Here is a 24,847-nt window from a genome sequence, read left to right on the forward strand (position 1 = left end):
GCCGGGTGCTGGTGCTCAGTCGTCGGCGATCGCCGCGTCGGAAAGGTTGTCGAGCGCGTTGCTCATCTGCTCGACGACCTCCTCGCGATCGTCGATCCCGTGGCGCTCGGCCAGCCATACAGGGTCGTTATAGGCCAGCCAGGTCTGCCCGTCCGCATCGGTCCAGGCCAGTGCCTTCATCGGCAGGTCGATGCCCGCGTGCTGGCGGCTGGTGAACATGTGGCTGCCCAGGGCCGGATTGCCGAACAGCAGCAGCTCGGTCGGACCCAGATCAATGCCCTCGCCGGCCGCCTTTTCGGCGTGGTCCCAGCGCAGGGCGACGTTGACATCGTTCGCCTCCAGGGTGGACTCAAGGCGATCCAGCGTTTCCGCGGCCGAGTGCGGGCTGGCCTTGGTGATCATGCCGTCCACATCGAACGCCTGCGCGGACGTGGCGGCGAGGGCCAGTGACAGGGTAGTGGCCAGAAGAGTCTTTTTCATGACGAACTCCTTTTCATCGTGGTTGAGGATTTGAATGGTGGCGGGGGAATCAAAGCGCCCCGCCGCAGCTGGAACCCTGGCCGGCCGTGCAGCCGTAGCAGTGGTCGGCCACCGCGATCGGTGCCTGCGCCAGGTACTCGGGCGTGAGCTCGGCGATGTGCACGCGACCGCCCCGACCGGCCCCGAGGGGCAACTCCAGCATCTGGTTGAAATCACAGTCGTGCACGTATCCCTGCCAGTCGACCGAGACGAGTGTCCGACACATGACGCCTGCGAGATTAGACGACTGATGGGCGTTTCGCAGTGTCTGCATGTACGTGTTGTAACGGCCTTCACGCGCGAGCGTCTTGGCGAAGCGGTGGATGGGCATATTGGTGATCGTGAACAGTGCGTTGAAGCGGATGCCGTATTCGCGCTCGAGGTGCTCGTGGTAGGCGGCCTCCAGCTCGGCCTGCGGGGGCGGCAGGCTGGGCCCTTGCGGGTTGTAGACCAGATTAAGGCGGAGCCCGCTGCCGGGGTCGCCGTAGCCCAGGGCATTGAGCTGCTTCAGGCCGGCAAGGCTGCGCTCGAACACGCCGTCGCCACGCTGGGCATCGACGTTTGCTTCCAGATAACAGGGCAGCGAGGCCACGATCTCGACGTCCTGTTCGGCCAGGAACGCGGCCAGGTCATCCTGACCGGGTTCACCGAGGATGGTCAGGTTGCAGCGATCGATCACGTATATGCCGCGCTGGCGGGCGGCGCGGACCAGGTCGCGGAAACCGGGGTTCAGTTCCGGAGCGCCCCCGGTCAGGTCGAGGATGCGGATATCGCAGCGGTCGCAGCAGGCGAGCAGTTCGTCGATGACCTCCGGCGGCATGACTTCGCGCCGGTTGGGGCCGGCGTTCACGTGGCAGTGAAAGCAGGTCTGGTTGCAGACATAGCCAAGATTCGCCTGCAGGGTCTCCAGCCGGTCACGCGTGACGGGAGGGAAATCGTGGTAGGCAATCAGAGGCTCTTGCTGAGACATGACATCGGCTGCCGGCTAATCGATACATCAAGTATTTCCAAGCCTGAACGGTCCCAGTGTCGAGGGCAACGAAGCCCGGAGGCAGGGTGGGGTTCTGGTACCGTGTCTTGATGCTGGAACGCCTTCAGGTCTGGATCTATCTTGCCGCCATTGTGATGGGTCTGGTGCTGGCTGGCCTCTGGCCGGGGCTTGGCGAGGGTCTGATCGCCTGGGTATGGATCGCGCTCGGACTGTTGTTGTTTGCCACCTTTGCACAGATCCCCTGGGAGGCGATCCGGCTCGCGTTTAACGACCGACGCTTCCTGATCGCCGCGCTCGTGGGGAACTTCGTGCTGGTACCCCTGTTGCTGGTCGCCCTGCTGCCGCTGGCCCCCGCCGACCCGGCGATACGGCTGGGCATCCTGCTCGTGCTGCTGATGCCCTGCACCGACTGGTTCATTACCTTTGCCCGCCAGGGCGGGGGCGATGGTGCGCGTGCCGCGGCTTTTACACCGGTGAGCCTGGCGGCCCAGTTTCTGATGCTGCCCGCTTATCTGGCCATCATCCTGGGGCCGGGGGAGGCCATGGGCCTGATGTCGCCGGCTGTGTTCGCCGCGGCGGCGCTGCTGATCGGCCTGCCGCTACTGGTGGCCATCCTGCTGGAACAGGCGCTCAGGCTGCGGGGGCGTGTAGAGGTCTGGCAGAACCGCTTCGCGGGCGCTACCGTTCCGCTGCTGGCCCTCGTGGTGGGAATGATCGCGCTGGTGGAGGCCCCGGCGGTGTTCGAGGGCGGACGGGAGCTGTTGGGGGTGATCCCGGTGTACCTGCTGTTCCTGGCCGGGGCGGCCGCGCTGGCATGGGGTCTCGCACGGGCCTTCGCCCTGCCCGGCGAGCAGGGGCGCACGCTGGCGTTCAGCCTGGGCACGCGCAACTCGTTTGTCGTGCTGCCGGTGGCCCTTGCGCTGCCGGAGGCCCTGCACGCGGCCGTCATGGTCATCGTACTGCAGTCGCTGGTCGAGCTGTTCGGGATGCTCGGCTACCTGCGCTGGATGCCGCGCCTGTTCCCTGCCTCGCAGGCACCCTCGGAACGATCCCGGTCCACCTGACGATTGGTCCTGGGGAGACGCTGAGGGGGTGCGACCAAGTCTAGGGAGACGCTGATTTAATCGCACGTCCGCGTTGGCGCCCCCTGTTTTCCGAGACAAGGCGCGTCGTGCAGCGGGTAGTGGTTCTACCCGCAAGCGGCGCAACGCAGGATCGGGGAACAGGGGGCACCAACCCCACAAGCCATTCAAAGCAGGGGCTCGGCCGCTTTTGCGCGGGAACTGCGTTGCGGTTCCCTTGTGCAGAATGACTGCACGGCAGTCACCGCGCCTTGTCCCCACGCAAAAGCGACTCGAGCGCGGGCGCGCGATAAAATCAGCGTCTCCCTAGTGCTCGAGCTGACGCAGTTCGTGCTCGATGATCAGGTCCGCCAGCCCCTCCGGATCATGGGCGTCAAGCACGCCCAGGTCGCCGTCGCGCACGAGCGGGCCGCCGGCCCCGTGCGTGTCGCCGTGCAGGTCCTGGTAGGTCATCTGCCCAGGGTAGAACACCGGGATTTCGGTCCATTCCAGATCAACGTCGTCCAGATGCCCATCCGCGTACTGGGCCTCGATGTCGGCCTCGCCATTGTCCAGGCCCAGCGTCATGGGCAGCGAGACCAGATGCCAGCGGGCCCCGTTACCGTTATGCACAGCGAAGGCGACGTTATAGGTATTGCCCTGCTCAAGCGCCTTGCTGTCGCGCGAGTCCGGGGCGTCGAGCGAGCGGGTCAATGCGATGCGCCAGGCCCCGTCCTGGTAGCCGCCCGAGGCCTCGATCGCGCCGCGGCTGCCACTGGGCTCGCGCAGGAAGCGCTGGGGCAGTGTGTCGCCCTCCTGCCAGTCATAGTCGGGGTCAAACGCGACCGAGTTATCTTCCGACAGGAAGTAGGGGTCGTTCTGGCCGTATTCGCCAGCGACCAGGCGTTCCCAGTCGAGGGCCGGAGCGCCCACCTGGTCGGGGTCGAACATGTACGCGGGCTGGTCGGCGTCGTCGTCCCAGTTGTCGGTGAACATGCCGTCGCCCTCGGAGCTCAGGCGGTAGTGCAGCACATAGCCGTTGTCCGCGTACCCAACCGGGTGGCTGCGATGGGCGCGCCACTGCCAGAGGTCGAGGAACTCGCCGTCGTCCCGCATCGCCTCGAGTTCGTCATCGTCCCGGATCGCGTCCCAGGACATGTCCTCCGGGTCATCGGTCTCGCGGGTGCCGGGCAGGTACTTGCGCACGTCGCGGCGCCCCATCTCCTCGCCCAGCTTGGGGTGGTTGCGCACCTCGTCGCGATCGATCTCCGAGCTCAGGCTGCGCATGCCCTCGTGCGCCGTGATCCAGCCTCCGAGGCGCATGAAGTCCTCGACCGCGCCGTCATCCAGCATCATCGAGATACGGTCTTCGTACAGGCCGTGCTCGTCCGGCTCCGGCCCGCCGGAGCCATAGCGCACCCATTCGCCATCCTCGTAGCGCCAGTACTGGTGATACCAGCTTGGATTGTTGGTCTCGTACTCGTAGTGAATCCGGATGCGGTCCCCGTTGTAGACCGCTGCCACGCGCAACACGCCTTGGCTGTCCTCGGCCCCGGGGATGTAGACATTCCGGTCAGGTTCGCTCTTTCGCGGTTCGTCGGCCAGGACCAGGGTGGGGCCGGTGGCCGCGATCAGGAGGGCAAGCAGACGTCGTTTCATGAGCGGGGATTCCTTGGGGTGCCATCGATGGGGCGTAGGAGGCTCGTTCGGGGCAGCCATTGAAGGGGCGTTAACAGACAGACGCCAGGGTTCTGGCGTCTGTCTGCAGGCGGGGCCTCACTGCATCAGCAGATAGCCCTCGTGCTGCAGTTCGATGATCTCGGCGTCAGCCATGGGCACCAGGTTCACGAAGCCGTGGACGTCTTCGTGGTCGATGCCGCGCAGCCGGGCGGAGGCCTCGCACATGCGAAATTCCACCACGCCACCCTCGGTCAGGGACTTGGCACGGCGCATGGTTTCCTCGCGTTCCTCGAACTGGTCGCGGGTGAAGAACGGGACCTCGCGGCCGTGCAGGACCAGTACGATATGGGCCTCGAAGGGATCGGACTCGTAGACGTTGTTCAACATGCTGACACGGTCGAGCACCATGTTCAGCTCGTCTTCGGTATCCACATAGACGTCATAGACCACCTTTCGTGGTTCGTATTCACGGTCCATCATCTCGGCCGAGCCCCAGGGCATCTGGTCGTCTGCGGCCGCCTTCAGCGGCAGGGCAAGCAAGGCCAGGCTGGCGAGCAGACACAACAGCAACGCGGGGGTGCAGGAACGGTTTTTCATGGTCATATCCTCCGAATGGGTCCTTTGCATGGTCGACGGGCAGGGACGGGTTCTTCTTCCCTTTATGCCGAGATGGCTCAAAGCCGCGCCTCGGGTCCCTGGCTGCGCAGCACGCGCTCGACGATGGACTCCATCGCCAGGGTAATCCGCCGGCTCAGACGTTGCGGGCGGGTATAGGTGATCTCGAACAGGTCAGCCTCGCGGCTGGTCTCCAGCAGCAGATCATCGCTGGTTCGCAGCTCGTCGGCCAGGCCCAGCTGGTGTGCCTGTTCTCCGTACCAGTGCTCTCCGGTCGCCACTTTCTCCAGATCCAGGGATGGGCGGTAGCGGGAAAGAAACGTCTTGAACTGGTCGTGGGCCTCGTCCAGCTGCTCGCGAAACTTGCGCCGGCCCTCGTCGGTGTTCTCCCCGAGTACGGTCAGGGTGCGCTTGTATTCGCCGGCGGTCAGCAGTTCGACATCGATGTCATGGCGCTCCAGCCAGCGGTGCAGGTTCGGGATCTGGGCCACGACCCCGATCGACCCCAGCACTGCGAAGGGCGCGGCCACGATCCGGTCTGCCACCGCGGCCATCATGTACCCGCCGCTCGCGGCGACCCGGTCCACCGCGACGGTCAGGTCCAGCCCCTGGTCACGCAGGCGGGCCAGTTGCGAGGCGGCCAGGCCGTAGGACGGGACGAGCCCGCCCGGGCTCTCCAGGCATACGATGACGCGGTCCTGTTCGGGGCGAGCGAGTGTCAGGATCGCGGTGACTTCCTCGCGCAGGCTGTCGACGCTGGAGGCGCGGATGTCGCCCGTGAAGCGCAACACATAGACCCGGGGGCGCTCCTTGTCGACGGATTCATCGGCCGGGGCATCCGACCCGGACGCTTCGCCCGCATCGTGTTCGCCTGACGACGAATCGCCGCGTTGCCAGCCCAGCTTTTTGCGCAACCGTGCCCGCCAGTTCGCGCTGCCCTCCACCGCGTGGCGAATGGTCTTCTCCATGCGGCGATAGCGATCGTTCAGCTTGCGTACCGTCAGGCGGTCCGGCCGCCTCTCGCGGCTCTTGGCGACCACCCCCGCCACGGCACTCACGAAGATCAGCACCACCACGAGGGCGGTTACGAGTTTGGCGAAGAACAGCCCGTATTCCTGTAGCAATTCCATCCGTGTCGTCCTGTTCCGTCGGCCGGCTGTCGGCATGCCATAATGCCAGCATGAGGATCGAAAGCGACGAAGACCCCCGTAGTGCAGGACTGTTTCCCGGGCGTGAGGGTTCCGCCAGCGCCACCCCGCCGGAACCGATTATTCATGCGGGGTACGCCACCCTGAGCCTGCGTCAGATCGACGAATGGAACGGAGTGCCCAAGGGCACGGCCTTTCGCCTGTTCAAGGCGCAAAAGGACCAGCTGCGCGAGGGACAGGACTTTTTCTACATTCCCGAGGGCAAGGACCCGGAGCTGACCGAGACCCTGCGCATGGATGGCCGGATCTACCCCTCCACGGTCCATCTGCTGCTGATGACCACGACCGCCTGCGCGCGGATGCGCGAGGAATGGCATCGGCGTATCCACAAGACCGGCTGCGGGTGCCCCGAGGAACACTAGGATGAATCGGGCGGCGTTTGGTTCGATGCTGTGTGCTGAGAAGCCGCGGCAGTGGCGGTGCAGCCTGTCACCAGAACGGGGCCGCCGCGTCCTGGCGTGGACTCCTGGATGCCGACGTAGGCGGGTCCATTGATTCGCGTCTCCCTGGAGCAGTGGCGCATGCTGCAGGCGGTGGTGGCCGCCGGCGGTTTTGCCCGTGCCGCGGAACAGGTGCACAAGAGCCCCTCCAGCGTGAACCATGCGGTGCAGAAGCTGGAGGAGCGCCTGGGCGTCGAGGTCTTCGAGGTACAGGGCCGCAAGGCGGTCCTGACCCCGGCGGGTGAGGCGCTGCTGCGCCGTGCCGAGCACCTGCTGGAGGAGGCCGCCGAGATCGAGGCCCTGGCCGGTGCGCTCGCCGCCGGTGTGGAGTCCGAGGTCCGGCTGGCGGTGGACCAGATCCTGCCGCGGGGGCCTGTGATCCAGGCACTGGAGCGTTTTTCCCGTGCCTATCCGGCCACGCGTGTTCAGCTGGAGGAGGTCGTCCTGAGCGGCGGTCCGGAACTCCTGCGCGAAGGCCGGGTGGATATCCTGATCGCGCCGGAGCTTCCGGGCGGCTATCTGGGTGCCTGGCTGACGGACCAGGTCATGGTCTGCGTGGCACACCCGGGGCATCCGCTGGCCGACGGCCGACGACTGACGCGGCGGGACCTGCAGGCTCAGCGCCAGATCGTGGTTCGTGATTCCGGCGAGCAGCAGGCCGGGGAGGGTGGCTGGCTCGAGGCCGACCAGCGCTGGACGGTCTCGCACATGAGTACCGCGCGCGAGATCCTGTGCTCCGGGATCGGCTTCGCCTGGCTTCCGCTGGATCGCATCGCGGAGGATCTCGCGCAGGGGCGTCTGGTCGAACTCAACCTGGAGGCGGGCACGCGCCACGAGGTGCCGTTCTACATGGCGCACGCGGATCGCGATCGCGCCGGGGCCGCCAGTCAGGCCCTGATGGAGGCCCTGGAGGCCGCCTTCGGCGCAGCCCCGTCAGAGCCTCCTGAACGGTAGGGGCCTGCTTGCAGGCGAAGCCCCTGCCCGCGTCGGCAGTAAAAAGCCGGGTCCAAACCAAAGCCACCCAACCAGCAAGGAATGAATCGATGTGCGGGATCGCGGGAGAATTCGTCTGGGGCGAGCGGCGCGCGAGCGGCGAGGCCGTGGCGCGCATGCTGCCCAGCCTGGAACGGCGCGGGCCGGATGCCGACGGGCTGTGGGCCTCCGGGCGGGTCGCGCTGGGGCACCGGCGGCTGTCGATCCTGGATCTGTCGCAGCGCGCGCACCAGCCGATGTTCGACCCGGAGACCGGGCTCGCGCTGGTGTTCAACGGCGCGATCTACAACTTCCGGGCGCTGCGTTCGGAGCTGGAAGGCCGCGGCCACCGCTTTTTCTCGACGGGCGATACCGAGGTCATCCTGCGCGGCTATGCCGAGTGGGGCGAGGGCATCGTGGCGCGGCTGCACGGGATGTTCGCCTTCGCCCTGTATGACGGCCACGCCCAGCGTCTGCTGCTGGCGCGCGACCGCATGGGCATCAAGCCGCTGTACCTGGCGCGCACCGGCGACGGCATCCGCTTCGCCTCCAATACCCAGGCCCTGCTGGCGGCGGGCGACGTGGACACCGAGCTGGATGCCGAGGCCCTGCACATGCTGTTCTCGCTTCACGCGGTGGTGCCCGCGCCGCGTACCGTATTGCGCGGCATCCGCAAACTCGAGCCGGGGCATTACCTGAGCATCGACGCCCGGGGACAGGAGCGGCTGCAGCGCTACTGGACGCTGCACGCACGCCGCCCGGCCGAGCCGGTATCGGATAACGAGTGGCAGGAGCGCATCGAACACGCCCTGCGCAGTGCCGTGCGCAAGCGCCTGGAGGTGGCCGACGTCCCGGTGGGCGTTCTGCTGTCGGGCGGGCTGGACTCTTCGCTGCTGGTGGCATTGGCCATGGAGGAGGGGGCGCAAGACCTGCGTACCTTTACCGTCGGCTTCGAGGACCAGCCGGAGGAGAAGGGTTCCGAGTTCGAATATTCCGATCCGGTCGCCGAACGCTACGCGACCGACCACCAGGCCACGCTGATCCCGAACGACCAGGTCCTGGCCCGGCTGCCGGAGGCCGTCGGCGCGATGGCCGAGCCGATGTTCGGCCAGGATGCGGTGGCCTTCTACCTGCTCTCCGAGCAGGTCTCGCGGCACGTGAAGGTGGTCCAGTCGGGCCAGGGTGCCGACGAGGTCTTCGGTGGCTATTTCTGGTATCCGCAGATGGCGGAGGATCGCCACGGTGACTGGGTGGAACGCTTCCGGCGCCACTACTTCGACCGCGATCACCCCGAGATGGCCGAGATGCTGCGTCATCCCCCCGCGAACGACATCACCGGCGACTGGCTGCGCGAGCAGTTCGCCGAGCTCGAGACCGACCGTGCGGACTCCTTTATCGATGCGGTGCTGGCGCTGGATGTGACCACGCTGATCGTGGACGACCCGGTCAAGCGCGTGGACAACATGACCATGGCCTTCGGCCTGGAGGCGCGGGTGCCGTTCCTGGATCACGAGCTGGTGGAGACCGCCGCCGCGATGCCGCCGCACCTGAAGCTCGGCGACGGCGGCAAGGACGTGCTGCGCCGCATTGCCCGCGGCCGCTTGCCGGATGCGGTGCTGGACCGGCCCAAGGGCTACTTCCCGGTGCCGGCGCTGAAATACGTGCGTGGCGACTTTCTCGAATTCATGCGCGACATTCTCACCTCGCGCGCCTCGCGCGAGCGGGGCCTCTATCAGCCGGCCTATATCGACAAGCTGCTGGATGCACCGGACCAGTACTTCACCCGTATCCAGGGCTCCAAGCTCTGGCACGCGGCCCTGCTCGAATACTGGCTGCAGACCCACGTGGACCGGTAATCGCGGCATGGAACGGGTGCGGATCCGGCGCGTCTACGATCCGGTCGATCCCGACGATGGGGCCCGTGTACTGGTTGATCGCCTCTGGCCTCGCGGCGTCAAGAAGTCCGCGCTCGTACTCGATGCTTGGGAGAAGTCTGTCGCGCCATCGCCGGACTTGCGCCGCTGGTTCGCGCATGACCCAAGTCGCTGGCGTGACTTCAGCCGTCGTTATCAGGCCGAACTGGACGCGGACTCCGAGGCCTTTGGCCGGTTGCTGGGGTATGCCCGCCGTGGCTGCCTGACGCTGCTGACGGCTACTCGGGACGTGGAACACAGCCACGTGGCGGTGTTGCGCGATCTCCTCAATGCCGAGAGGGCCGAGGAGGAGCGAACCGGAGAACGCGCTTCGCCGGTGTGCTTCGCGCCCGACGAGCCCGGGGCAGATCCCGATTGACCGCTCAGGACTCCTTCAGGCGCGGCATCAGCATGGTGAGGTTGCAGGGCATGGTGCGGTCGTCGAGCTGGGCCTGGATGATGCGGTCCCAGGCGGTGCGGCAGGCGCCGGTGGAGCCGGGCAGCACGAAGATATAGGTGCCGTTGGCGACCCCCGACAGGGCGCGGGACTGCAGGCTGGAGGTGCCGATCTCTTCATAGGACAGTGCCCGGAACAGCTCGCCGAAGCCCTCGATGGTCTTGTCCAGCAGCACCGAGGCAGCCTCCGGGGTGCCGTCGCGGCCCGTGATGCCGGTGCCGCCAGTGGTCAGCACCGCGTCGATCTCCGGGTCCGCAATCCAGCGCGAGAGTTCGGCGCGGATCGCGTAGATGTCATCCCGGACCACGCGGCGCTCGGCCAGGTGGTGCCCTGCGCCCTCCAGCCGTTCGACCAGGGCATCGCCGGAGCGGTCCTCGGCCAGGGTTCGGCTGTCGGATACGGTGAGGACGGCGATGTTCAGCGGGGTCTGGACGGGAGTGGTTTCCGGGCTCTTGGCGGTCATGGGCAACGTCCTGTTGGTGTATCGTGAGCGCCCATCATAATGAATGCGGGTCCGGTCGCGGCAATGCGGCCGGATCGAGACGTCTGGAGTCAGCAGGAATGTCGGAGCGGGTACAGAAGGTCCTGGCGGCGCGCGGCCTCGGTTCGCGGCGCGAGATCGAGGGCTGGATCGAGCGCGGCGAGGTGAAGGTCAACCAGCGCACGGCCAAGCTGGGCGACCAGGTGGGGCCGAATGACGTGATCCGCGTGCGCGGGCGCGTGATCCACATGGCGGAGCATGCCCATCGCTGGCTCGTGTATCACAAGCCCGTCGGCGAGATCTGCAGTCGCTCGGATCCCGAGGGCCGCAAGCCGGTGTTCGCCAGCCTGCCGCGCCTGAAGGGGCAGCGCTGGGTCGCGGTCGGGCGTCTCGACCTGAATACCTCGGGGCTTTTGCTGTTCACTACCGATGGCGAACTGGCCAATCGCCTGATGCACCCCAGCCATTCGCTGGAGCGCGAATATGCGGTGCGGGTGCTGGGCGAGGTCCCCGACGATACGCGGCGCATGCTGCTGGAAGGGGTCGAGCTGGAGGATGGTCCCGCGCGTTTCGATGTCCTGGAAGAGCGTGGCGGCGACGGTGCCAATCACTGGTTTCACGTGGTGGTCAGTGAAGGCCGCAACCGCCTGGTGCGCCGCCTGTGGGATGCGGTCGGTGTGACCGTGAGCCGGCTGATCCGGGTGCGCTACGGACCGGTGGTCCTCGGGCGCGGCCTGAAGACGGGCGCCTCCCGCGATCTGGAGGTGCGCGAGGTCGAGGCCCTGTACGAGGCGGTCGAACTGCCGGTGCCGGAATCCATTCGCGAGCGGGGCCGGCGCCGCGGGCCGGGCCGCAACACTCGGCCCGCGCGTGGCAAACGGGGCAAGTCGGGGGGGCGCGTACGCGAAGCGGATCGCTGGACCTCTACCAAGCCAGGGAGCGGCCCCGGCAAGGGCGGCAAGACCGGGCGTTCGGGGCCGGGAGGTGCCGGGCGCAAGGGCGGGCCGCGCAAGCCGGGTGGTCGGGCGCGTTCCTGATGCCGTTGCGGGTGTCCGAGGTCCGGCAGCGCCTGCAGGGTGCCTACGGTGATCTGCAGTGGTGGCCGGCGGAGTCGGCGTTCGAGGTCATGGTGGGCGCGGTGCTTACGCAGAACACCAGCTGGACCAATGTCGAACGCGCAATCGCCAATCTGCGCGCGGCGGATGTACTGGATCCGGAGTCGCTGCTGGAGCTCCCGCACGAAACGCTGGCCGAGCACATCCGGCCGAGCGGTTACTTCAACGTGAAGGCCGACCGCCTGCGGCACCTGCTGCGCTTTCTGGAACAGCAGGGTGGCGTGGAAGCCCTGGCCCGCATGGAGACCGAGGCCCTGCGCTCGGCCCTTTTGAGTGTGAAGGGGGTCGGGCCGGAGACGGCGGACGACATCGTGCTGTATGCGTTCGAACGGCCGGTGTTCGTGGTCGATGCCTATACCCGGCGGTTGTTCGAGCGGCTGGGCCTGCCGCATGCCCGCGGCGCCTACGACGACCTGCGGGTCTGGGTGGAGTCGGAGCTGGGGCCGGATGCGCAGGCCTTTAATGATCTGCACGCCCTGATCGTGGAACACGGCAAGCAGCGCTGCCGACCCAAACCGCTTTGTCAGGGATGCCCACTGAGTGACGTCTGTCCGGGCCGTGTGGCGGTTTAGCACTCGTGCAGGCAGGCCATTACGTCGGACTGCTGCACCGCCATCCCCTGGCGGCGATCGTGATCGCTCAGCTCTTTGCGACCTCGCTGTGGTTCAGTGTGAACGGGGTCGGGTTGTCTCTGCAGCAGGAACTGGGCTGGACGGCGACCGAGATTGGGTGGCTGACGATGGCGACCCAGCTGGGATTCATCACCGGTACCCTGGTGACGGCCGCAACCGGGCTGGCCGACCGGGTGCGTGCGAGTCGCCTGTTCATGGTGTCCGCGCTGCTGGGGGCACTGGTCAATGCCGGGTTCATCCTGCTGGCCGGCGTCTGGGAGCTGGCACTGGCCGTGCGCTTTGTCGTCGGGCTGTGCCTGGCCGGGGTGTATCCGCTGGGCATGAAGTTGGTGATCAGCTGGACGCCGCAGCAAAAGGGCTGGGCCCTGTCCTGGCTGCTCGGGATGCTCACGCTGGGAACGGCGCTTCCTCATCTCTTGCGGGGCGTGACCCTCGATCTCGTCTGGCCGGTACCGATGATGCTGGCCTCTGTGCTGGCGGTGGCGGCCGCCGGGATGATCGCGCGCCTGGGCGACGGCCCGCATCTGCCGCCGGCGGGGCGCACACCGGGGCTGGGCAAGGGCTTTCGTGCATTGGGCGGGCGTGACTTTCGTGCGGTGGCCGGCGGTTATTTCGGCCATTGCTGGGAGCTGTACGCCTTCTGGACGCTGGTTCCGGTGCTGGTTGCGCATGAACTGGCCCGTCTGGATGCCCCCGCCGGCCTGGTGCCCTGGCTGGCCTTCGCGGTGATCGGGCTGGGCGCGGTGGGCTGTGTCTGGGGTGGCCGCCTGAGCCGCCGTCTGGGGAGCCTGCGGGTCGCACGGGTGGCGCTGGCGACATCCGGGCTGGTGTGCCTGCTGTACCCGTTGCTGGCTGGACTGGCGCCATGGCTGCTTCTGGGCCTGCTCGCCCTCTGGGGGCTGACGGTGATCGCGGATTCGCCCCAGTTCTCGGCGCTGGCCGCGGAGAGTGCGCCACCGGATGCGGTGGGCTCTGCCCTGAGCGTGATGAATGCCATCGGCTTTGCGCTCACCCTGCCTTCGATCCTGGTCACCGCCTGGCTGTGGGATGACATCGGGCTGTGGGTGTTGTGGCTGTTGCTGCCCGGGCCCGCGCTCGGGTTGTGGGCGCTCAGCCGACTGTCGGGTCCACGGGGCGCCGGGAGGCACTGACGTATTCAACGTGTCCCGGATGGGTTACGTGTCTCCGGCCACAAGCCGGTCGCGGCCCTGAGCCTTCGCGCGATAGAGACGATCGTCGGCCCGATTGATCAGGGTTTCGGGCGTGAGGTGCCCGGGGTCGCACTCGTCGGACCAGGCCAGTCCGGCGCTGACCGTGAAGGCCAGCGATTCGTCCTCGAAGCGTGTGTCGAGTTCGCGGGTGGCCTCCAGCAGGCGTTCGATGGCGGTGGTGGCGGCCTCGTGATCGACACGGGTGAGGACCACGATGAATTCCTCGCCGCCAAAGCGAGCCACAATGTCGAAGGCCCGATGCTGGCGCCGCAACAGATCGCCGAAGTTGCGCAGAACCTCGTCGCCGGCCAGGTGTCCGTGGGTGTCATTGAGGGTCTTGAAGTGGTCCAGATCCAGGATCGCCACGGCAAAATCTTCGCCGTGGCGGCGCCAGGCCTCGATCTGTTCGCGCAGGCGCTCCATCAGGTAGCGGCGGTTGTACAGGCCGGTCAACGGGTCGGTGATCCCAAGATCGCGTAGCTGGATCTCCAGGTGGTTGCGCTGCAGTGCCTCCGAGATCAGGTTGCCGAGCACCAGCAGCAATTCATCCTGATCCTTGCGCCAGGTGCGCGGGCGCAGCATGTCCATGCCGACGAAGCCGGTGACCTGCTGTCCGGCCAGGATGGGTACGCAGATCAGGGTCTTGACGCCTTGTCGCCGGAACAACTCGCGCTCGGTGGCCGCCTCCTCCGGGAGCTCGTCCACCACGGGAATCACCACCGGTATGCGCTGCTCGATCATCTCCAGCATGCGGGTGCGCCACCAGGGTAGCTTTTTGATGTCCACATCCCGCAGTTGGTCCATTACGGAGAATACGCCGGGGGCACACCATTCGTGGGTGTTGTCCATATGTTGGCCATCGGCTGACAACTCGAACAGGTAGCAGCGGTCGCTCTCGAAAAAGCGCCCGATATCGGCCAGCGCGGCGTCCAGACGTTCGTCCATCAAGTCGGCGCTGGCGGTCACGAAGTCCGAGGACAGGCGCGCCAGCATGGCGTTGAAACGTGCCTGATACTGAAGCTCGTCGTGCATGCGGCGGCGATCGGTGATGTCTCGGGCTACACCCACATAGCCCGTGATCTCGCCCGTCGCGCTGCGGATCGGGGCGCCGCTCGAGACGTGCCAGCGCCATTCCCCTTTTTGATGCCGGATGCGGTACTCGATTTCCTGGTCGTTTTTCTCGGAGCGGATGGTGCGCTGGAGGAAGCGGCCGAATTCCCCGCGGTCCTCCCGATGGACGTAATCGGTGATGGGGGTTCCGGTCGTTTCCTCGGCGGTATAAGCCAGTACTCGTGTCCATTGCGGCGAGACATAGGTTATGGCGCCGTCCGGCGTAAGGGTGTAGATGATGTCGCCGATATTCTCGACCAGCTGGCGGTACTGGGCCTCGCTGGTGCGCAGTTGATCCTCCAGCAGTCGCCGTTCGGTGATGTCGTATATCGTGCCAATACTGGCCGCGCCGCTTTGCAGCTCTACGCGGCCGGCGGTCAGGTCGACCCAACGCGTCTCGCCCTCGCCGGTGATGACCTTCATGTCGTAGTGATCCGGCACCTCTTTGCCCGCGATCCGGTCGCGGGCCCGCTGAGTCACGGCCTCGCGCTGTTCCGGGTGGATGATCTCGTAGAAGGGCTGGTTCAGCAGCCAGTGTTCGGGGCGCTGGAGGATGCGGGAAAGGGCCGGATTCACGGTCTGGAAATGGTCATTCTGGAGGATGAATACGCCGGCCGCAGCGTGTTCGGTCAGGGTGCGGAACAGCTCGCGCTCGTCCTCGAGTTCGGCGGTGCGCTCGCGAACGCGGGTCTCGAGCGCACGCCGCTGGCGAAGCAGCAATGCGGCATACAGCAATACCGCCAGCAGGCTCAGGCCAATGACGGTTGGGAGCAGCCAGGCGGGGAACACCTCGACCGTATCGGAGTGGATCCAGCGCTGCGTGATCTGGCGCAGCAGTTCGTCATCCAGCTGGGCGATGGCCGTGTTGATTTCGTCCAGCAATTCCTCGTTAGCGTGCGTTACCGCTGCGCGCAGGGGCTGCTCGTAGAGCAGCTCCAGGGGGTGAAACATGCCCGGCTCGCCATGACGGTCCAGCAGGTACATGGCGACCGGGTAGTCGCCCACGAAGACATCGATCGTGCCTTCCAGCGCGGCGCGCACCATTTGCTCGTTGTTGTCGAAGACCTGCAACGGGTGTTCAGGTCGTTCGCGCCGCATGAACTCGAGTTCGAAGCTGCCCGCCACCACGCCAGCCGGTTTGTGCGCGAGTTCGTCCAGTCGGGCCACGGGCGCGCCGGTGCGCACGAACGCGAAGGTCCGCAGCGGGAGCAGTACTTCGCTGAAGGCCAGGGTTTGTTCGCGCTCGGGAGACTGGATCAGCCCGCCGTGCACATCAGCCTCGCCACCGCGGACGAGATCCAGGGTGCGCGGCCAGTCGACCAGTCGGAATTCCACTGGACGGTCGAGTTCGTTCGCGATCTCCTGCCACAGGTCTACCAGCAAGCCGCGAGGCTCGCCCCCGTTATCTTCGAAGGCAAAGGGGGGCCAGGCGTGATCCTGGGAGACGATCAGGGGAGGTGGCGGTTCGTCGGCCTGCACGCCGGTGCAGCAAAGGAGCAGGACGCCTATGGCCGACAGGCCGGCTGGCCATGCCGCAAACCGCATACGAAGCCAGTGAACAGGGCGGGAAAAGCCGATATCGAGGTGGAGTGGTGTCACGTCGTGTCAGGCCGTGGCGATGGGCCATCGTGACACAATCATTCCGTATTGCCGACCCCTATTGTCCGGGCGTGGTGGCGCCGGCCCCTAGCTGCTGACGGGCCTTCTCCAGGAGTTCGGCCGCCAGGTCGGGCTCGTGGCGCAGGCGGCGTCCCCAGTTCGGGAACACGTTTTGCTCCTCGCGACTTTCGTGCTTGGCGAGGGCCCCGGAGATCAGGGCGAAGAAGGGGGCCACCATCCAGGCTTCCTCGACACCTTCCTGGAACTCGTGTTCCAGCAGTGCGGTTTGTTCCAGGATCTCGTCATGCTCGCGCAGCATGATCGTGACCGGGTCCTGGCTGCCGGCCCCGCGCGCAACCTCAAGCGTCGGGACGATCAGTTCGTTTTCCACATGCACGTGTCGGCGCAGGCCTTCCACGTAGGCCTGGAAGTCGGGTGCTGCGCCCTCGAGATCGCCGGCATTGACCTTGTGCAGGGCGCTGGCGAACAGGCGGTCGATGCGCAGGTGGTCGCGCTGCAGGAGATCGACGAGGTCCACGGGCGCGACATCCTCGCGGCGCTGGACGCGCAGTGTCCAAAGCGGTGGGCCGTTCTCCTGCACCTGCCAGTGGATGGCGTGGCGCAGCTGCAGGCTGACGGCATCCATCAGCAGCTGCGGCTCCTGATCCAGCCAGACGTCGAAGACCTGCCCCGGCTGGAGTTCGCGCAGCGTGTAGTAGGCGCGGGTGTGTGCGTGGTCGCCCAGCCCCCGCAGGTCCAGCAGAAAGTCACTCATCGGCGGGCTTCGCGTACGCGTCCGGGATGCCGCGCCGACGCGCCATGGAACGTCCGATGAGGGCGCGCTCCTCGGCGCTGAGCAGGTGGTCCGCCAGTGGCAGTACGGCTTGTTCCTCCAGCTCGAGGTGGGTCCGGTAGCACTGGATCCAGTCAGTCGCGCCTTCCAGCGGATCCGCGTGCCCTGCCGCAATGTTTTGCAGGGCCGGCTCCAGGGCGTCCCAGCCGGCCTCAAGCCGAGGGTGCTCCGCGCTCAGGCGATCCATCCACTCACCCAGTTGTGGATGGGCCTCGGGATGGTCGCGGTATGCATGCAGGATCGGGAACAGATCCTGGTCCTCGTCGGCGTGATGTTGCGGGGCGGCCTGCTCGAAATAGGCCAGCACACGGCGAGCCGCGGACTGGGCCTCTGTGTCGGCCCCGTGCTGTTCCAGGTGTCCCGACAGTCGCTCCAGCGCGTCGAGGCAGTTCGTGATCCGCCGATGACAGGCCCGCAGGAGGTCGAGCGGGCGGTGGAAGCCGGGCGCGGGTTCATGGAGGTGCAGTTTCATCACTAGGCTCGGATCGGGGGCAATCGTCGTGTGTTCAGCGAACATGTGGGGCGTACTGTCTCTGAAGGCGCAAGCGTCCGTGTTGATCTCGATCAATGTAGTTAAGAGGTATCTTATCGTAGTCTAGTCGCTGCAGAACAAACAAAGAAGGGAGCGAACGCGACATGCATCCACGCAACCGGATGTTCATCCTGGCCGCACTGGTCTATGCACTGCTGGGCGGACTGATCGGCGTCCTCTGGCTGGCCCATCCGGGGCTGATTCCCGGCAATGTGCCGCGCATCCATGGTCATCTGATGCTGCTGGGATTCGTGATCATGATGATTTACGGCGTGGGGCTTCACGTACTGCCGCGTTTTTCCGGGCGCTCGCTGTTCTCGGAACGGCTGGCGCATGTCCAGTTTGTGCTGGCCAACGTCGGCCTCTGGGTGATGATCGTCGGCTGGATGATGTTCCATAACCCGACGGTTGCGGTTGGCGGGGCGATGGCCTGGGGGGCGATGAGCCTGTTCGCGCTGAATATCGCACTCACCGTGCGTCACTACGGTCCGAAGGGGGCGTGATGAGCCATACCGAATACAACGGCTGCGAGCTGCCGGACGACCTGTTCTATGACCTCGACTATGTCTGGGTCCGTCCGGAGGATGATGGGACCTTTACCCTGGGCATTACCGATCCCGCCCAGACGATGGCGGGGCGCGTGCAGTACTTCCGTTTTCGCAAGCCGGGTTCGCACCGGGCTGCGGGCAAGCCGGTCGCGCGGCTGGAGTCCGGCAAGTGGGCGGGGGGGATCCCCACGCCCTTCGACGGCACCATCGAGCGCATCAACCCGGCCGTGGAGGCCGACCCGGGGCTGGTGAATGTCGCTCCCTATACCGATGCCTGGGTGGTGGTGATGCGCCCGGACGACCCGCAAAAGGCGCTGGAACGGCTGCACACAGGGCCCGAAGCCGTCGACGGGCTCAAGCAGTGGATCGACCGCTACGACATCCACTGCATGCGCTGTGCCGACTGAGGCTGGGAGGCAACCGATTCATGAAGGTGGAACTGCTGGTGTCCGAATGGTGTGCCTCCTGCCATGATGCCGAGCGCATCTGGCGCGAGGTGGCCCAGAAGAAACAGATCGATTTCGCGGTGGTCGACATGGGGCAGCCGGAGGGGCGTCAACTGGCGACCCGGTTGCGCATACGTTCCATCCCGGCCGTGGTGGTGGACGGCGAGCTCAAGCACATTGGGCTGCTGGATCGCACGGCCGCGACCGCGCTGGTCGCCGATGCGCCGGAGCGCACGCAGAAGGCCGTGCGTCATGTCGGACTGGGGCTGTCGGCCTCCAGCCGCGCCTCGGTTCTGGGTGCGATGATCTGGCTGCTGATCGCGGGTGCGGCCTTGCCGCTGGGTGGCTTCTTTCTGGATGGCGCCGCGCGCCCCGCCGCGCTGCACGGTTTTACCCTCGGGTTTTTGCTGCTGCTGATCATGGGCCTGGGCGAGCACATGCTGCCGCGCTTTACCGGGCACCCGATCGCGGGCGGCTGGCTGTGGGCCTGGACGCCGCAGATTCTGGTGCACCTGGCCGTGCTGGCGATGGGGCTGGGCTGGCTCCTGGGTGTGCCCCTGTTGACGGCGGTCGGTGCGGTGGCCGCATTCGTCGGCCTTTTGCTGTTTACGCTGCGCATCGCCCCGCTCTTGCTGCGCCCGTCTCTGTGAACACCCAGCCTCTGTCGAGACGATAGAATGGTGACCCTGTGTACCCAACGGAGCCACTGACTGTGAGCCTGTTCGAGAAGCGCATTGCGGAACTGGAAGAAGAGCTGCCGCATCTGGAACCCGCGGATCTTGCTGACTGGCGCCAGGCGGGGCGGTCGTTTCTGTTGGTGGATGTTCGCCAGCCGGAGGAAGCGGCCGAAGGCATCATCGATGGGGCGGTGAATATCCCGCGGCCGAAGCTGGAGGCCAGTATAGAGGCCTACTTGAAGGATCCGGAGCAGCCGGTCGTCGTGTACTGCGGGTACCCGTGGTCGGTCGCAACTGGTGGCTGCGAGCCTGCGCGCCATGGGTATTGATGCCCATGTCCTGCGGGGTGGCTATTCGGTGTGGCGCGAGACGTGACTTAAGCGCAGGAATACCCGTCTCGGCCAATATGGCTTTTTGTCTGGGCCTTGGCTACTCTCGGGTTTGATTCTCCGATTTCGGATTGGTCCCTATTTTATTCAGCGCGCCTCCCGTGGGGGCGCGTTCTGCTTTATTGGAGTGTGTAAAGGTGAGTAAACCGAAGATCGTCGTCTCCAGCACGGACATGGAGCGTCTGGACAAGCTGCTGGAATCGCTGCCGGACGACAGCTTCCCCGGCAAGGCCGACCTGGAGGCCGAGCTGGACCGCGCCGATGTCGTGGATTCGCACGAGATCCCGGGTTCGGTGGTCACGATGAATTCGAAGGTCCGGTTCCGGGTGACCGAGTCCGGCGATGAGTTCTCGCTGACACTGGTCTACCCGCGCGATGTGGATGACAGCGGCGGCACGCTGTCGATCCTGGCCCCGGTGGGCAGTGCACTGCTGGGACTGTCCGAGGGGGACGAGATCGAATGGCCGCGCCCGGGTGGCGGGCAGATGCATGTTCGCATCGAGGCCGTCGAGTACCAGCCGGAGCGCGCCGGCGAGTACCACCGCTAGGGAGACGCTGACTCGCTCAGCACTGTTCCCAGGGCAGCCCGTGGTAGCGCCAGCCACCGCGGGTGGAGCGCTGGTGGTGTTCGTCCAGCGGCCCTTCAAAGCCTTCATCCACCGAGTACACGTTCTCGATACCGGCATCGACCAGGGCCTGGCCGGCGGCCAGCGTGCGCTTCCCGCTGCGGCAGATCAGGTAGAGCGCGGGGGCATCCTCGCTGTGATCCTCGGCGCCCCCCAGCAGCAGCTTGCGCACCTGGGGCACGAAGTGGGGATTCACGGTCCAGTCCGGCTCGTCGATCCACGGGATATGGATGGCGCCCTGCGGGTGCCCGACGAACAGGAATTCCATCGTGGAGCGGACGTCGATCAGCAGGTCGCGCGGGCGCTCCTGCAGCCGCTGATGGGCCTCCTGCGGGCGAATCCGGCGTACGCCGGGCGCGGGAACCGTCTTCTGATTGGCGAGTGGATCTTTCATCAAGGCTCCGGGCGTGGGTCGGCGGCCGTCCCCAGGGACTCGTTACATCGCGAAGTCGAGTCGCTCCTGAACCGAGTCTAGCGCGGCCTGGGCGCATTCTTCATCCAGATCACCACCGGGGGCACCGGATACACCCACCGCGCCGATCATGCTGCCGGCCACCTCGATCGGCAGCCCGCCTTCCAGCATGATGATGCCGTCCACGTGGTTCATCTCCATGCGGATGTCTTCGCGGTTATCACGGAAGTTGCCGGAGCTGGTGCCGGACATGACCGTGGCTCGGGCCTTGTCGCCGGCGATCTGGATGGTCTGCACGGCGGCCAGGTTGTCGCGCAGCACGGCGCGGTCGTTGCCGGCGCGGTCGACGACCACGGCGCTGGTCTGATGTCCCTTCTCGCGGCAGGCCAGCACCGCGGCCTCGGCGATGTCGTTGGCCAGCTCCATGCTCATCATGCGCTGGTTGAATACGTCGGCCTGGGCCACGCTGGCCAGTCCCAGACAGGCCGCGGCGGCGGTACCGGCGGCCAGGCGCTTGATCGAACGCGACATATCCATCTCCTGTGTTTTGTTATGGGTGCTGCGCTGCCGATCATGGCAGAAATTTCGTGGCTTTGCCGTCCGGTCGGGGCGGCGACAGGCGACAGCACCGCGCGGCGCGGATACACTATCGCGCATGTCGGGAAACAGCTTTGGGCGACTGTTCGTCGTCAGTACCTTTGGTGAGAGTCACGGGCCGGCCCTGGGCGCGGTGGTGGACGGCTGCCCGCCCGGTATGGAGCTTTGCGAGGCGGACCTGCAGTTCGACCTCGATCGCCGTCGGCCGGGACAGTCGCGCCACACCACCCAGCGCCGCGAGCCGGACCAGGTGCGCATCCTGTCCGGGGTGTTCGAGGGCCGCACGACCGGGACCCCGATCGGCCTGCTGATCGAGAACGTCGATCAGCGTTCCAAGGACTACAGCGAGATCATGGATCGCTTCCGTCCGGGACATGCGGACTACACCTATCACCGCAAGTACGGCTTGCGCGATTACCGCGGCGGGGGGCGCAGTTCCGCGCGCGAAACCGCGCTGCGTGTGGCGGCGGGTGGCATCGCCCGGCGCTACCTCCAGCAGCGCTACGGGATCGAGATCCGTGGCTGGCTGTCACAGCTGGGCCCGATCGAGCTGGAAGCAAAGCAGCCGGAGATCGTCAACGACAACCCGTTCTTCTGCCCCGACCCGGACAAGGTCGCGGAGCTGGAGGAATACATGGATGCCCTGCGCAAGTCGGGCGACTCCATCGGCGCGCGAGTGACGGTGGAGGCCGTGGGTGTGCCGGCAGGCTGGGGCGAGCCGGTGTTCGATCGCCTGGATGCCGAACTGGCGCATGCGCTGATGAGCATCAACGCGGTCAAGGGTGTGGAGATCGGGGCCGGCTTCGAGTCGGTGACCCAGCGGGGTACCGAGCACCGCGACGAGATCACCCCCGAGGGTTTCCTGTCGAACCACGCCGGCGGCGTGCTGGGCGGGATCAGTACCGGCCAGGCCGTGCGTGCCAGTATCGCGCTCAAGCCGACCTCCAGCCTCCGCCTGCCAGGGCGCAGCATCAACACCGCCGGCGAGCCGGTGGAGGTGGTCACCAAGGGCCGCCATGATCCCTGCGTGGGCATCCGTGCGACCCCGATCGCCGAGGCGATGATGGCGCTTGTGCTGATGGATCACGCCCTGCGCCATCGTGGACAAAACGCCGACGTCGGTGACACCGGCCTGCCGGAACTGCGCGACCTGCCGCACGACTGATATGGGCGCGTACCGCCGTGCCCGCATCGCCGGAGGCCTGTTCCGGTGATCCCCAGCGCGCGCCTTTCCACGGTCTACTTCTTCTATTTCGCCAGCCTCGGCGCGTTCATGCCGTTCTGGGGCCCGTATCTGTCCGAGGCCGGTTTTAGCGGATCGCAGATCGGCGAGTTGATGGCGATCGTGCTCGCCACCAAGATCATTGCACCCAACGTCTGGGGCTGGCTGGCCGACCGCGCCGGCGCGCACATGCCGATTACACGCTGGGGAGCGTTTGGCGGAGTGATCGCCTTTGCCGGGGTACTGCTGTACACCGGCTACTGGTGGCTGGCCGTGGTGATGGCGGCCTTCAGCTTCTTCTGGAATGCAATCCTCCCGCAGTTCGAGGCGACCACGATGCGTACCCTGGGTTGCGATGCCCATCGCTACGCGCTGGTGCGGCTGTGGGGGTCGGTCGGGTTTATCGTTGCGGTCGCGCTGCTGGGCTGGGCCTTCGACCATATCGACATCGCCTGGCTGCCCTGGATCGTCCTCGGCATCTTCGCGGCCCTCTGGCTGGCGACGCTCTGGGTGCGCGAGCCCGTGCGCGACCTGGAGCAGGACAACAACGTCCCGGCGCTGGTCGCGGTACTCAAGCGGCCCGAGGTGATCGCGCTGTTTGCGGCCTGCTTTTTCATGCAGGCGAGCCACGGGCCGTACTACGCGTTCTTCACGCTGTACCTGGAGGAGGCCGGGTTCTCGCGGGCGGTGGCCGGCCAGCTGTGGGCCCTTGGGGTCGCGGCGGAGGTGGTGCTGTTCCTGCTGATGCCGAGGCTGATCCTGCGCTTCGGCGCCTGGTTCCTGGTGTCGGTGGCGCTGGTGCTGACCACCCTGCGCTGGGGGCTCCTGGCCGCGATCCCCGACTCGTTGCCCATGCTGCTGTTCATCCAGGCCCTGCATGCGGCGAGCTACGGCGTCTATCACGCCGCCGCCATCTCGCTGATCCATTATTTCTTCCCCGGGCGGCTACAAGGGCGCGGGCAGGCCCTGTATTCCTCCCTGGCATTCGGGATGGGGGGTGCGGCGGGGAGCCTGGTCGCGGGCTATCTCTGGGACGGCATCAGCCCGGCCTCGGTCTATGTGTTCGCGGCATTTCTGGCGGCGGCCGGTGTGCTGGCGTCGGTATACGGGGAGTGGCGTCACAGGACACCGGTGCGTACGCCATAGGCCGCCCGGCTTGAAGCGTCAGGAGCGCCCGTTCTCGACATCGAGCCGGTGTTGCACCCGGGTCATTAACTGACCGGAGACGCGTTCGACCAGCGAGTGCGCGGCGCGGCGCACCGCGGCCTCCAGCAGCGGGCTGCCCAGGCGGTACTGCAGCTCGAACGCCACCTGCGTGTGGCCGGGTTCGCCCGGACTCAGTCGGTAGCTGCCCCGATTCTGGATGCCGCGGATCGAGCGCCAGGCGAAATACTCCGGACGCGTGGCCTCGCAGACCTCCACATCGAAATGCAGCTTCATGCCCGCCGCGCGGATGGTCCAGCGGTAGCGCGCGTCCCCGAGCGGCTCGATATGCTCGACGTTGTCGCACAGATCGACAAAGTTGGGCACGTGGCTCAACAGGTCGAAGACCTGCTCCGGTTCCGCGTGCAGAGAGGTATTGTGAGTGAGCTGACGCATCGTCGAGACGCCGGGACGGTTGAGCGGCACTTGCTGTTGAGAGGCTTGCGCAGGCCGGGGGTTCCATGCAACCGGCCCCGCGGCGGGCTACGATGACGATTCACCCCTACCGGTTACCGCGATGTCCGCCCCGTCCGCCCTCGAACCCGAGTTTCTCAAGCGCTTTCAGGCGGGCAGTACCGGTGTGCTGCACTGGAATGACCTGGATGCCGTGTGGGCCCGGCTGCGCGAACAGGCGGACGATCACTGGTACATCTATGCCGTGGGCGATGCAGTGCCGCAGACGCCGGTCTCGGCGGAGGACTTTCGGCGTTTCCTGGAGGAGGTCGATCACTTGCTGCGGCAGGATCATGACGAGGATTACTGCGGCATCGTCTATGTCGACGATCGTGATGCCCCAAGCTTTGTGAAGATCTTCGACCCGAACCACCTGGGGGCCAGTTGTGGGTCCTCGGGGCTGAGGATACTGCCCGGCTGGGTGCTCTCGCGGGTCCCACCGGTGGACCTGCAGGCCGCGATCCCCCCGACCGGCAGCCGTCGGCGCTGGTGGCAGCGCCTGTTCTCGCGTTAGATCAGTGTTTCCCTAGTGTCGTTTAACAAAAGTTCATCGACTCCGTGACTGTCCCCCTGTATCCTGACAACAGGCACTCGGGAGGCGACCGGAATGGGACGACCGATCAAGACGTTGACGATCAGTGAAGCCGAACGCGACGAGCTCGAGAGCTGGCTGCGGCGGCGCCAGATGCCCGCGGCGGAACAACAGCGCGCGCGCATGATTCTGCTGAGCACGCGAGGCCTGAAGGCTTCGGAGATTGGCGCGCGGGTTGGCGTCTCGGCGGAGACGGTGAGCAAGTGGCGCAAGCGCTTCGAGCAGGCACGCATCGGGGGGCTCACGGATGCCCCGAGAAGCGGACGTCCCCGTACGATCGATGACGACAAGGT

Annotated in this window: 28 protein-coding genes and 1 pseudogene; 17 read left to right on the forward strand and 12 right to left on the reverse strand. The window is 66.3% G+C overall.

Annotated features, from left to right (window positions below; genetic code table 11):
- Window positions 1-15: 15 nt before the first annotated feature.
- Both F813_RS0101605 and arsS read right to left on the reverse strand, forming a co-directional pair.
- Complete coding sequence (locus F813_RS0101605) at window positions 16-480, reverse strand: DUF302 domain-containing protein (RefSeq protein WP_012983131.1); 465 nt, start codon at window positions 478-480, stop codon at window positions 16-18.
- 49 nt (window positions 481-529) lie between these two features.
- The gene (arsS, locus tag F813_RS0101610) at window positions 530-1,489 is read right to left on the reverse strand and encodes an arsenosugar biosynthesis radical SAM (seleno)protein ArsS (protein ID WP_017925302.1); all 960 of its coding nucleotides are present in this window, start codon (window positions 1,487-1,489) and stop codon (window positions 530-532) included.
- Between the two features lie 110 nt (window positions 1,490-1,599).
- On the opposite strand from arsS, the gene F813_RS0101615 reads away from it, so the two are divergent.
- Window positions 1,600-2,574 (forward strand): hypothetical protein, encoded by a 975-nt coding sequence (locus F813_RS0101615; protein WP_017925303.1) that lies wholly within the window; start codon window positions 1,600-1,602, stop codon window positions 2,572-2,574.
- Between the two features lie 324 nt (window positions 2,575-2,898).
- On the opposite strand, the gene F813_RS0101620 is transcribed toward F813_RS0101615, so the two are convergent.
- The 3 genes from F813_RS0101620 to sohB all read right to left on the reverse strand — a co-directional run bounded on the left by F813_RS0101620 (window position 2,899) and on the right by sohB (window position 5,996).
- Window positions 2,899-4,230, reverse strand: a complete 1,332-nt coding sequence (locus F813_RS0101620; protein WP_017925304.1) for an ethylbenzene dehydrogenase-related protein — start codon at window positions 4,228-4,230, stop codon at window positions 2,899-2,901.
- Window positions 4,231-4,347: 117 nt separating this feature from the next.
- Complete coding sequence (locus F813_RS0101625; protein WP_012983127.1) at window positions 4,348-4,848, reverse strand: DsrE family protein; 501 nt, start codon at window positions 4,846-4,848, stop codon at window positions 4,348-4,350.
- A gap of 77 nt (window positions 4,849-4,925) precedes the next feature.
- Window positions 4,926-5,996, reverse strand: a complete 1,071-nt coding sequence (gene sohB / locus F813_RS0101630) for a protease SohB (RefSeq protein ID WP_017925306.1) — start codon at window positions 5,994-5,996, stop codon at window positions 4,926-4,928.
- 50 nt (window positions 5,997-6,046) lie between these two features.
- Here sohB and F813_RS0101635 point away from each other — a divergent pair, with 50 nt between their 5' ends.
- The 4 genes from F813_RS0101635 (at window position 6,047) to F813_RS0101650 (ending at window position 9,778) form a co-directional block, all read left to right on the forward strand.
- Window positions 6,047-6,436, forward strand: a complete 390-nt coding sequence (locus tag F813_RS0101635) for a hypothetical protein (protein ID WP_017925307.1) — start codon at window positions 6,047-6,049, stop codon at window positions 6,434-6,436.
- Between the two features lie 129 nt (window positions 6,437-6,565).
- Window positions 6,566-7,468, forward strand: coding sequence for a LysR family transcriptional regulator (locus F813_RS0101640; RefSeq protein WP_255324790.1), 903 nt, complete (start codon window positions 6,566-6,568; stop codon window positions 7,466-7,468).
- Window positions 7,469-7,557: 89 nt separating this feature from the next.
- Window positions 7,558-9,342 carry an N-acetylglutaminylglutamine amidotransferase gene (locus F813_RS0101645; protein ID WP_017925309.1) on the forward strand — a complete coding sequence of 595 codons (1,785 nt, stop codon included), beginning with the start codon at window positions 7,558-7,560 and terminating at the stop codon, window positions 9,340-9,342.
- A gap of 7 nt (window positions 9,343-9,349) precedes the next feature.
- Window positions 9,350-9,778, forward strand: a complete 429-nt coding sequence (locus F813_RS0101650) for a DUF488 domain-containing protein (RefSeq protein ID WP_017925310.1) — start codon at window positions 9,350-9,352, stop codon at window positions 9,776-9,778.
- Between the two features lie 4 nt (window positions 9,779-9,782).
- Here the strand turns inward: F813_RS0101650 and moaB are convergent, their stop codons facing one another.
- The gene (moaB, locus tag F813_RS0101655; RefSeq protein ID WP_017925311.1) at window positions 9,783-10,319 is read right to left on the reverse strand and encodes a molybdenum cofactor biosynthesis protein B; all 537 of its coding nucleotides are present in this window, start codon (window positions 10,317-10,319) and stop codon (window positions 9,783-9,785) included.
- Window positions 10,320-10,417: 98 nt separating this feature from the next.
- On the opposite strand from moaB, the gene rluB reads away from it, so the two are divergent.
- From rluB to F813_RS0101670, 3 genes are read left to right on the forward strand one after another with little or no spacing between them, the layout of a single operon-like run.
- The gene (rluB, locus tag F813_RS0101660; protein ID WP_012983120.1) at window positions 10,418-11,374 is read left to right on the forward strand and encodes a 23S rRNA pseudouridine(2605) synthase RluB; all 957 of its coding nucleotides are present in this window, start codon (window positions 10,418-10,420) and stop codon (window positions 11,372-11,374) included.
- On the forward strand, window positions 11,374-12,024 hold the full coding sequence (locus F813_RS0101665; protein ID WP_017925312.1) for an endonuclease III domain-containing protein: 651 nt from the start codon (window positions 11,374-11,376) through the stop codon (window positions 12,022-12,024). Before rluB ends, F813_RS0101665 begins: the two co-directional genes overlap by 1 nt.
- Window positions 12,025-12,029: 5 nt before the next feature.
- On the forward strand, window positions 12,030-13,235 hold the full coding sequence (locus F813_RS0101670; protein WP_017925313.1) for a nitrate/nitrite transporter: 1,206 nt from the start codon (window positions 12,030-12,032) through the stop codon (window positions 13,233-13,235).
- A 24-nt stretch (window positions 13,236-13,259) separates the two neighbouring features.
- Here F813_RS0101670 and F813_RS0101675 read toward each other — a convergent pair whose 3' ends face one another.
- From F813_RS0101675 to F813_RS0101685, 3 genes are all read right to left on the reverse strand, one after another.
- Complete coding sequence (locus F813_RS0101675) at window positions 13,260-15,950, reverse strand: diguanylate cyclase (RefSeq protein WP_017925314.1); 2,691 nt, start codon at window positions 15,948-15,950, stop codon at window positions 13,260-13,262.
- A gap of 112 nt (window positions 15,951-16,062) precedes the next feature.
- Window positions 16,063-16,779 (reverse strand): hemerythrin domain-containing protein, encoded by a 717-nt coding sequence (locus tag F813_RS0101680; protein WP_017925315.1) that lies wholly within the window; start codon window positions 16,777-16,779, stop codon window positions 16,063-16,065.
- Window positions 16,772-17,329 carry a hemerythrin domain-containing protein gene (locus tag F813_RS0101685; protein WP_017925316.1) on the reverse strand — a complete coding sequence of 186 codons (558 nt, stop codon included), beginning with the start codon at window positions 17,327-17,329 and terminating at the stop codon, window positions 16,772-16,774. The genes F813_RS0101680 and F813_RS0101685 overlap by 8 nt, the downstream gene beginning before the upstream one ends.
- 164 nt (window positions 17,330-17,493) lie before the next feature.
- Between F813_RS0101685 and F813_RS0101690 the strand changes: the two genes are divergently transcribed.
- From F813_RS0101690 to rnk, 5 genes and pseudogenes are all read left to right on the forward strand, one after another.
- On the forward strand, window positions 17,494-17,892 hold the full coding sequence (locus tag F813_RS0101690; protein WP_017925317.1) for a hypothetical protein: 399 nt from the start codon (window positions 17,494-17,496) through the stop codon (window positions 17,890-17,892).
- A complete protein-coding gene (locus F813_RS0101695; protein ID WP_012983113.1) occupies window positions 17,892-18,344 on the forward strand; it encodes a glycine cleavage system protein H in 453 nt (150 codons plus the stop codon). The genes F813_RS0101690 and F813_RS0101695 overlap by 1 nt, the downstream gene beginning before the upstream one ends.
- 20 nt (window positions 18,345-18,364) lie before the next feature.
- Window positions 18,365-19,033, forward strand: coding sequence for a thioredoxin family protein (locus F813_RS0101700; protein WP_017925318.1), 669 nt, complete (start codon window positions 18,365-18,367; stop codon window positions 19,031-19,033).
- A 62-nt stretch (window positions 19,034-19,095) separates the two neighbouring features.
- Window positions 19,096-19,435: pseudogene (locus F813_RS13490) on the forward strand (rhodanese-like domain-containing protein).
- 151 nt (window positions 19,436-19,586) lie between these two features.
- Window positions 19,587-19,997, forward strand: coding sequence for a nucleoside diphosphate kinase regulator (rnk, locus tag F813_RS0101710; RefSeq protein WP_026148094.1), 411 nt, complete (start codon window positions 19,587-19,589; stop codon window positions 19,995-19,997).
- A gap of 16 nt (window positions 19,998-20,013) precedes the next feature.
- Here the strand turns inward: rnk and F813_RS0101715 are convergent, their stop codons facing one another.
- Both F813_RS0101715 and F813_RS0101720 read right to left on the reverse strand, forming a co-directional pair.
- Window positions 20,014-20,469 (reverse strand): rhodanese-like domain-containing protein, encoded by a 456-nt coding sequence (locus F813_RS0101715; RefSeq protein ID WP_017925321.1) that lies wholly within the window; start codon window positions 20,467-20,469, stop codon window positions 20,014-20,016.
- Between the two features lie 42 nt (window positions 20,470-20,511).
- Window positions 20,512-21,018, reverse strand: coding sequence for a heme-binding protein (locus F813_RS0101720; protein ID WP_017925322.1), 507 nt, complete (start codon window positions 21,016-21,018; stop codon window positions 20,512-20,514).
- Between the two features lie 124 nt (window positions 21,019-21,142).
- Between F813_RS0101720 and aroC the strand changes: the two genes are divergently transcribed.
- Together aroC and F813_RS0101730 are read left to right on the forward strand one after the other, a co-directional pair.
- Entirely contained in the window at window positions 21,143-22,249 is a 1,107-nt protein-coding gene (gene aroC / locus F813_RS0101725) for a chorismate synthase (protein WP_017925323.1), read from the forward strand.
- 45 nt (window positions 22,250-22,294) lie between these two features.
- Window positions 22,295-23,452 carry an MFS transporter gene (locus tag F813_RS0101730; RefSeq protein ID WP_017925324.1) on the forward strand — a complete coding sequence of 386 codons (1,158 nt, stop codon included), beginning with the start codon at window positions 22,295-22,297 and terminating at the stop codon, window positions 23,450-23,452.
- Between the two features lie 18 nt (window positions 23,453-23,470).
- On the opposite strand, the gene F813_RS0101735 is transcribed toward F813_RS0101730, so the two are convergent.
- Window positions 23,471-23,905, reverse strand: coding sequence for an SRPBCC family protein (locus tag F813_RS0101735; protein WP_026148095.1), 435 nt, complete (start codon window positions 23,903-23,905; stop codon window positions 23,471-23,473).
- Window positions 23,906-24,026: 121 nt separating this feature from the next.
- On the opposite strand from F813_RS0101735, the gene F813_RS0101740 reads away from it, so the two are divergent.
- Window positions 24,027-24,476: a hypothetical protein gene (locus F813_RS0101740; protein ID WP_017925326.1), complete on the forward strand. Its 450-nt coding sequence runs from the start codon at window positions 24,027-24,029 to the stop codon at window positions 24,474-24,476.
- Between the two features lie 201 nt (window positions 24,477-24,677).
- On the forward strand, window positions 24,678-24,847 hold a 170-nt coding region (locus F813_RS14485; RefSeq protein ID WP_231289534.1), incomplete at its 3' end, for a helix-turn-helix domain-containing protein.

Source organism: Thioalkalivibrio sp. HL-Eb18 (genome assembly GCF_000364985.1).
GTDB lineage: Bacteria > Pseudomonadota > Gammaproteobacteria > Ectothiorhodospirales > Ectothiorhodospiraceae > Thioalkalivibrio.

Coding starts and splice junctions, on each gene's coding strand:
- F813_RS0101740 (WP_017925326.1), top strand. CDS start 24,027: ATGTCCGCCCCGTCCGCCCTCGAACCCGAGTTTCTCAAGCGCTTTCAG.
- F813_RS0101690 (WP_017925317.1), top strand. CDS start 17,494: ATGCATCCACGCAACCGGATGTTCATCCTGGCCGCACTGGTCTATGCA.
- F813_RS0101695 (WP_012983113.1), top strand. CDS start 17,892: ATGAGCCATACCGAATACAACGGCTGCGAGCTGCCGGACGACCTGTTC.
- F813_RS0101625 (WP_012983127.1), bottom strand. CDS start 4,848: ATGAAAAACCGTTCCTGCACCCCCGCGTTGCTGTTGTGTCTGCTCGCC.
- F813_RS0101605 (WP_012983131.1), bottom strand. CDS start 480: ATGAAAAAGACTCTTCTGGCCACTACCCTGTCACTGGCCCTCGCCGCC.
- F813_RS0101635 (WP_017925307.1), top strand. CDS start 6,047: ATGAGGATCGAAAGCGACGAAGACCCCCGTAGTGCAGGACTGTTTCCC.
- F813_RS0101680 (WP_017925315.1), bottom strand. CDS start 16,779: ATGAGTGACTTTCTGCTGGACCTGCGGGGGCTGGGCGACCACGCACAC.
- F813_RS0101720 (WP_017925322.1), bottom strand. CDS start 21,018: ATGTCGCGTTCGATCAAGCGCCTGGCCGCCGGTACCGCCGCCGCGGCC.
- F813_RS0101685 (WP_017925316.1), bottom strand. CDS start 17,329: ATGAAACTGCACCTCCATGAACCCGCGCCCGGCTTCCACCGCCCGCTC.
- F813_RS0101715 (WP_017925321.1), bottom strand. CDS start 20,469: ATGAAAGATCCACTCGCCAATCAGAAGACGGTTCCCGCGCCCGGCGTA.
- F813_RS0101620 (WP_017925304.1), bottom strand. CDS start 4,230: ATGAAACGACGTCTGCTTGCCCTCCTGATCGCGGCCACCGGCCCCACC.
- F813_RS0101675 (WP_017925314.1), bottom strand. CDS start 15,950: ATGCGGTTTGCGGCATGGCCAGCCGGCCTGTCGGCCATAGGCGTCCTG.
- F813_RS0101645 (WP_017925309.1), top strand. CDS start 7,558: ATGTGCGGGATCGCGGGAGAATTCGTCTGGGGCGAGCGGCGCGCGAGC.
- F813_RS0101700 (WP_017925318.1), top strand. CDS start 18,365: ATGAAGGTGGAACTGCTGGTGTCCGAATGGTGTGCCTCCTGCCATGAT.
- F813_RS0101650 (WP_017925310.1), top strand. CDS start 9,350: ATGGAACGGGTGCGGATCCGGCGCGTCTACGATCCGGTCGATCCCGAC.
- F813_RS0101615 (WP_017925303.1), top strand. CDS start 1,600: ATGCTGGAACGCCTTCAGGTCTGGATCTATCTTGCCGCCATTGTGATG.
- sohB (WP_017925306.1), bottom strand. CDS start 5,996: ATGGAATTGCTACAGGAATACGGGCTGTTCTTCGCCAAACTCGTAACC.
- F813_RS0101735 (WP_026148095.1), bottom strand. CDS start 23,905: ATGCGTCAGCTCACTCACAATACCTCTCTGCACGCGGAACCGGAGCAG.
- F813_RS0101665 (WP_017925312.1), top strand. CDS start 11,374: ATGCCGTTGCGGGTGTCCGAGGTCCGGCAGCGCCTGCAGGGTGCCTAC.
- aroC (WP_017925323.1), top strand. CDS start 21,143: ATGTCGGGAAACAGCTTTGGGCGACTGTTCGTCGTCAGTACCTTTGGT.
- moaB (WP_017925311.1), bottom strand. CDS start 10,319: ATGACCGCCAAGAGCCCGGAAACCACTCCCGTCCAGACCCCGCTGAAC.
- arsS (WP_017925302.1), bottom strand. CDS start 1,489: ATGTCTCAGCAAGAGCCTCTGATTGCCTACCACGATTTCCCTCCCGTC.
- rluB (WP_012983120.1), top strand. CDS start 10,418: ATGTCGGAGCGGGTACAGAAGGTCCTGGCGGCGCGCGGCCTCGGTTCG.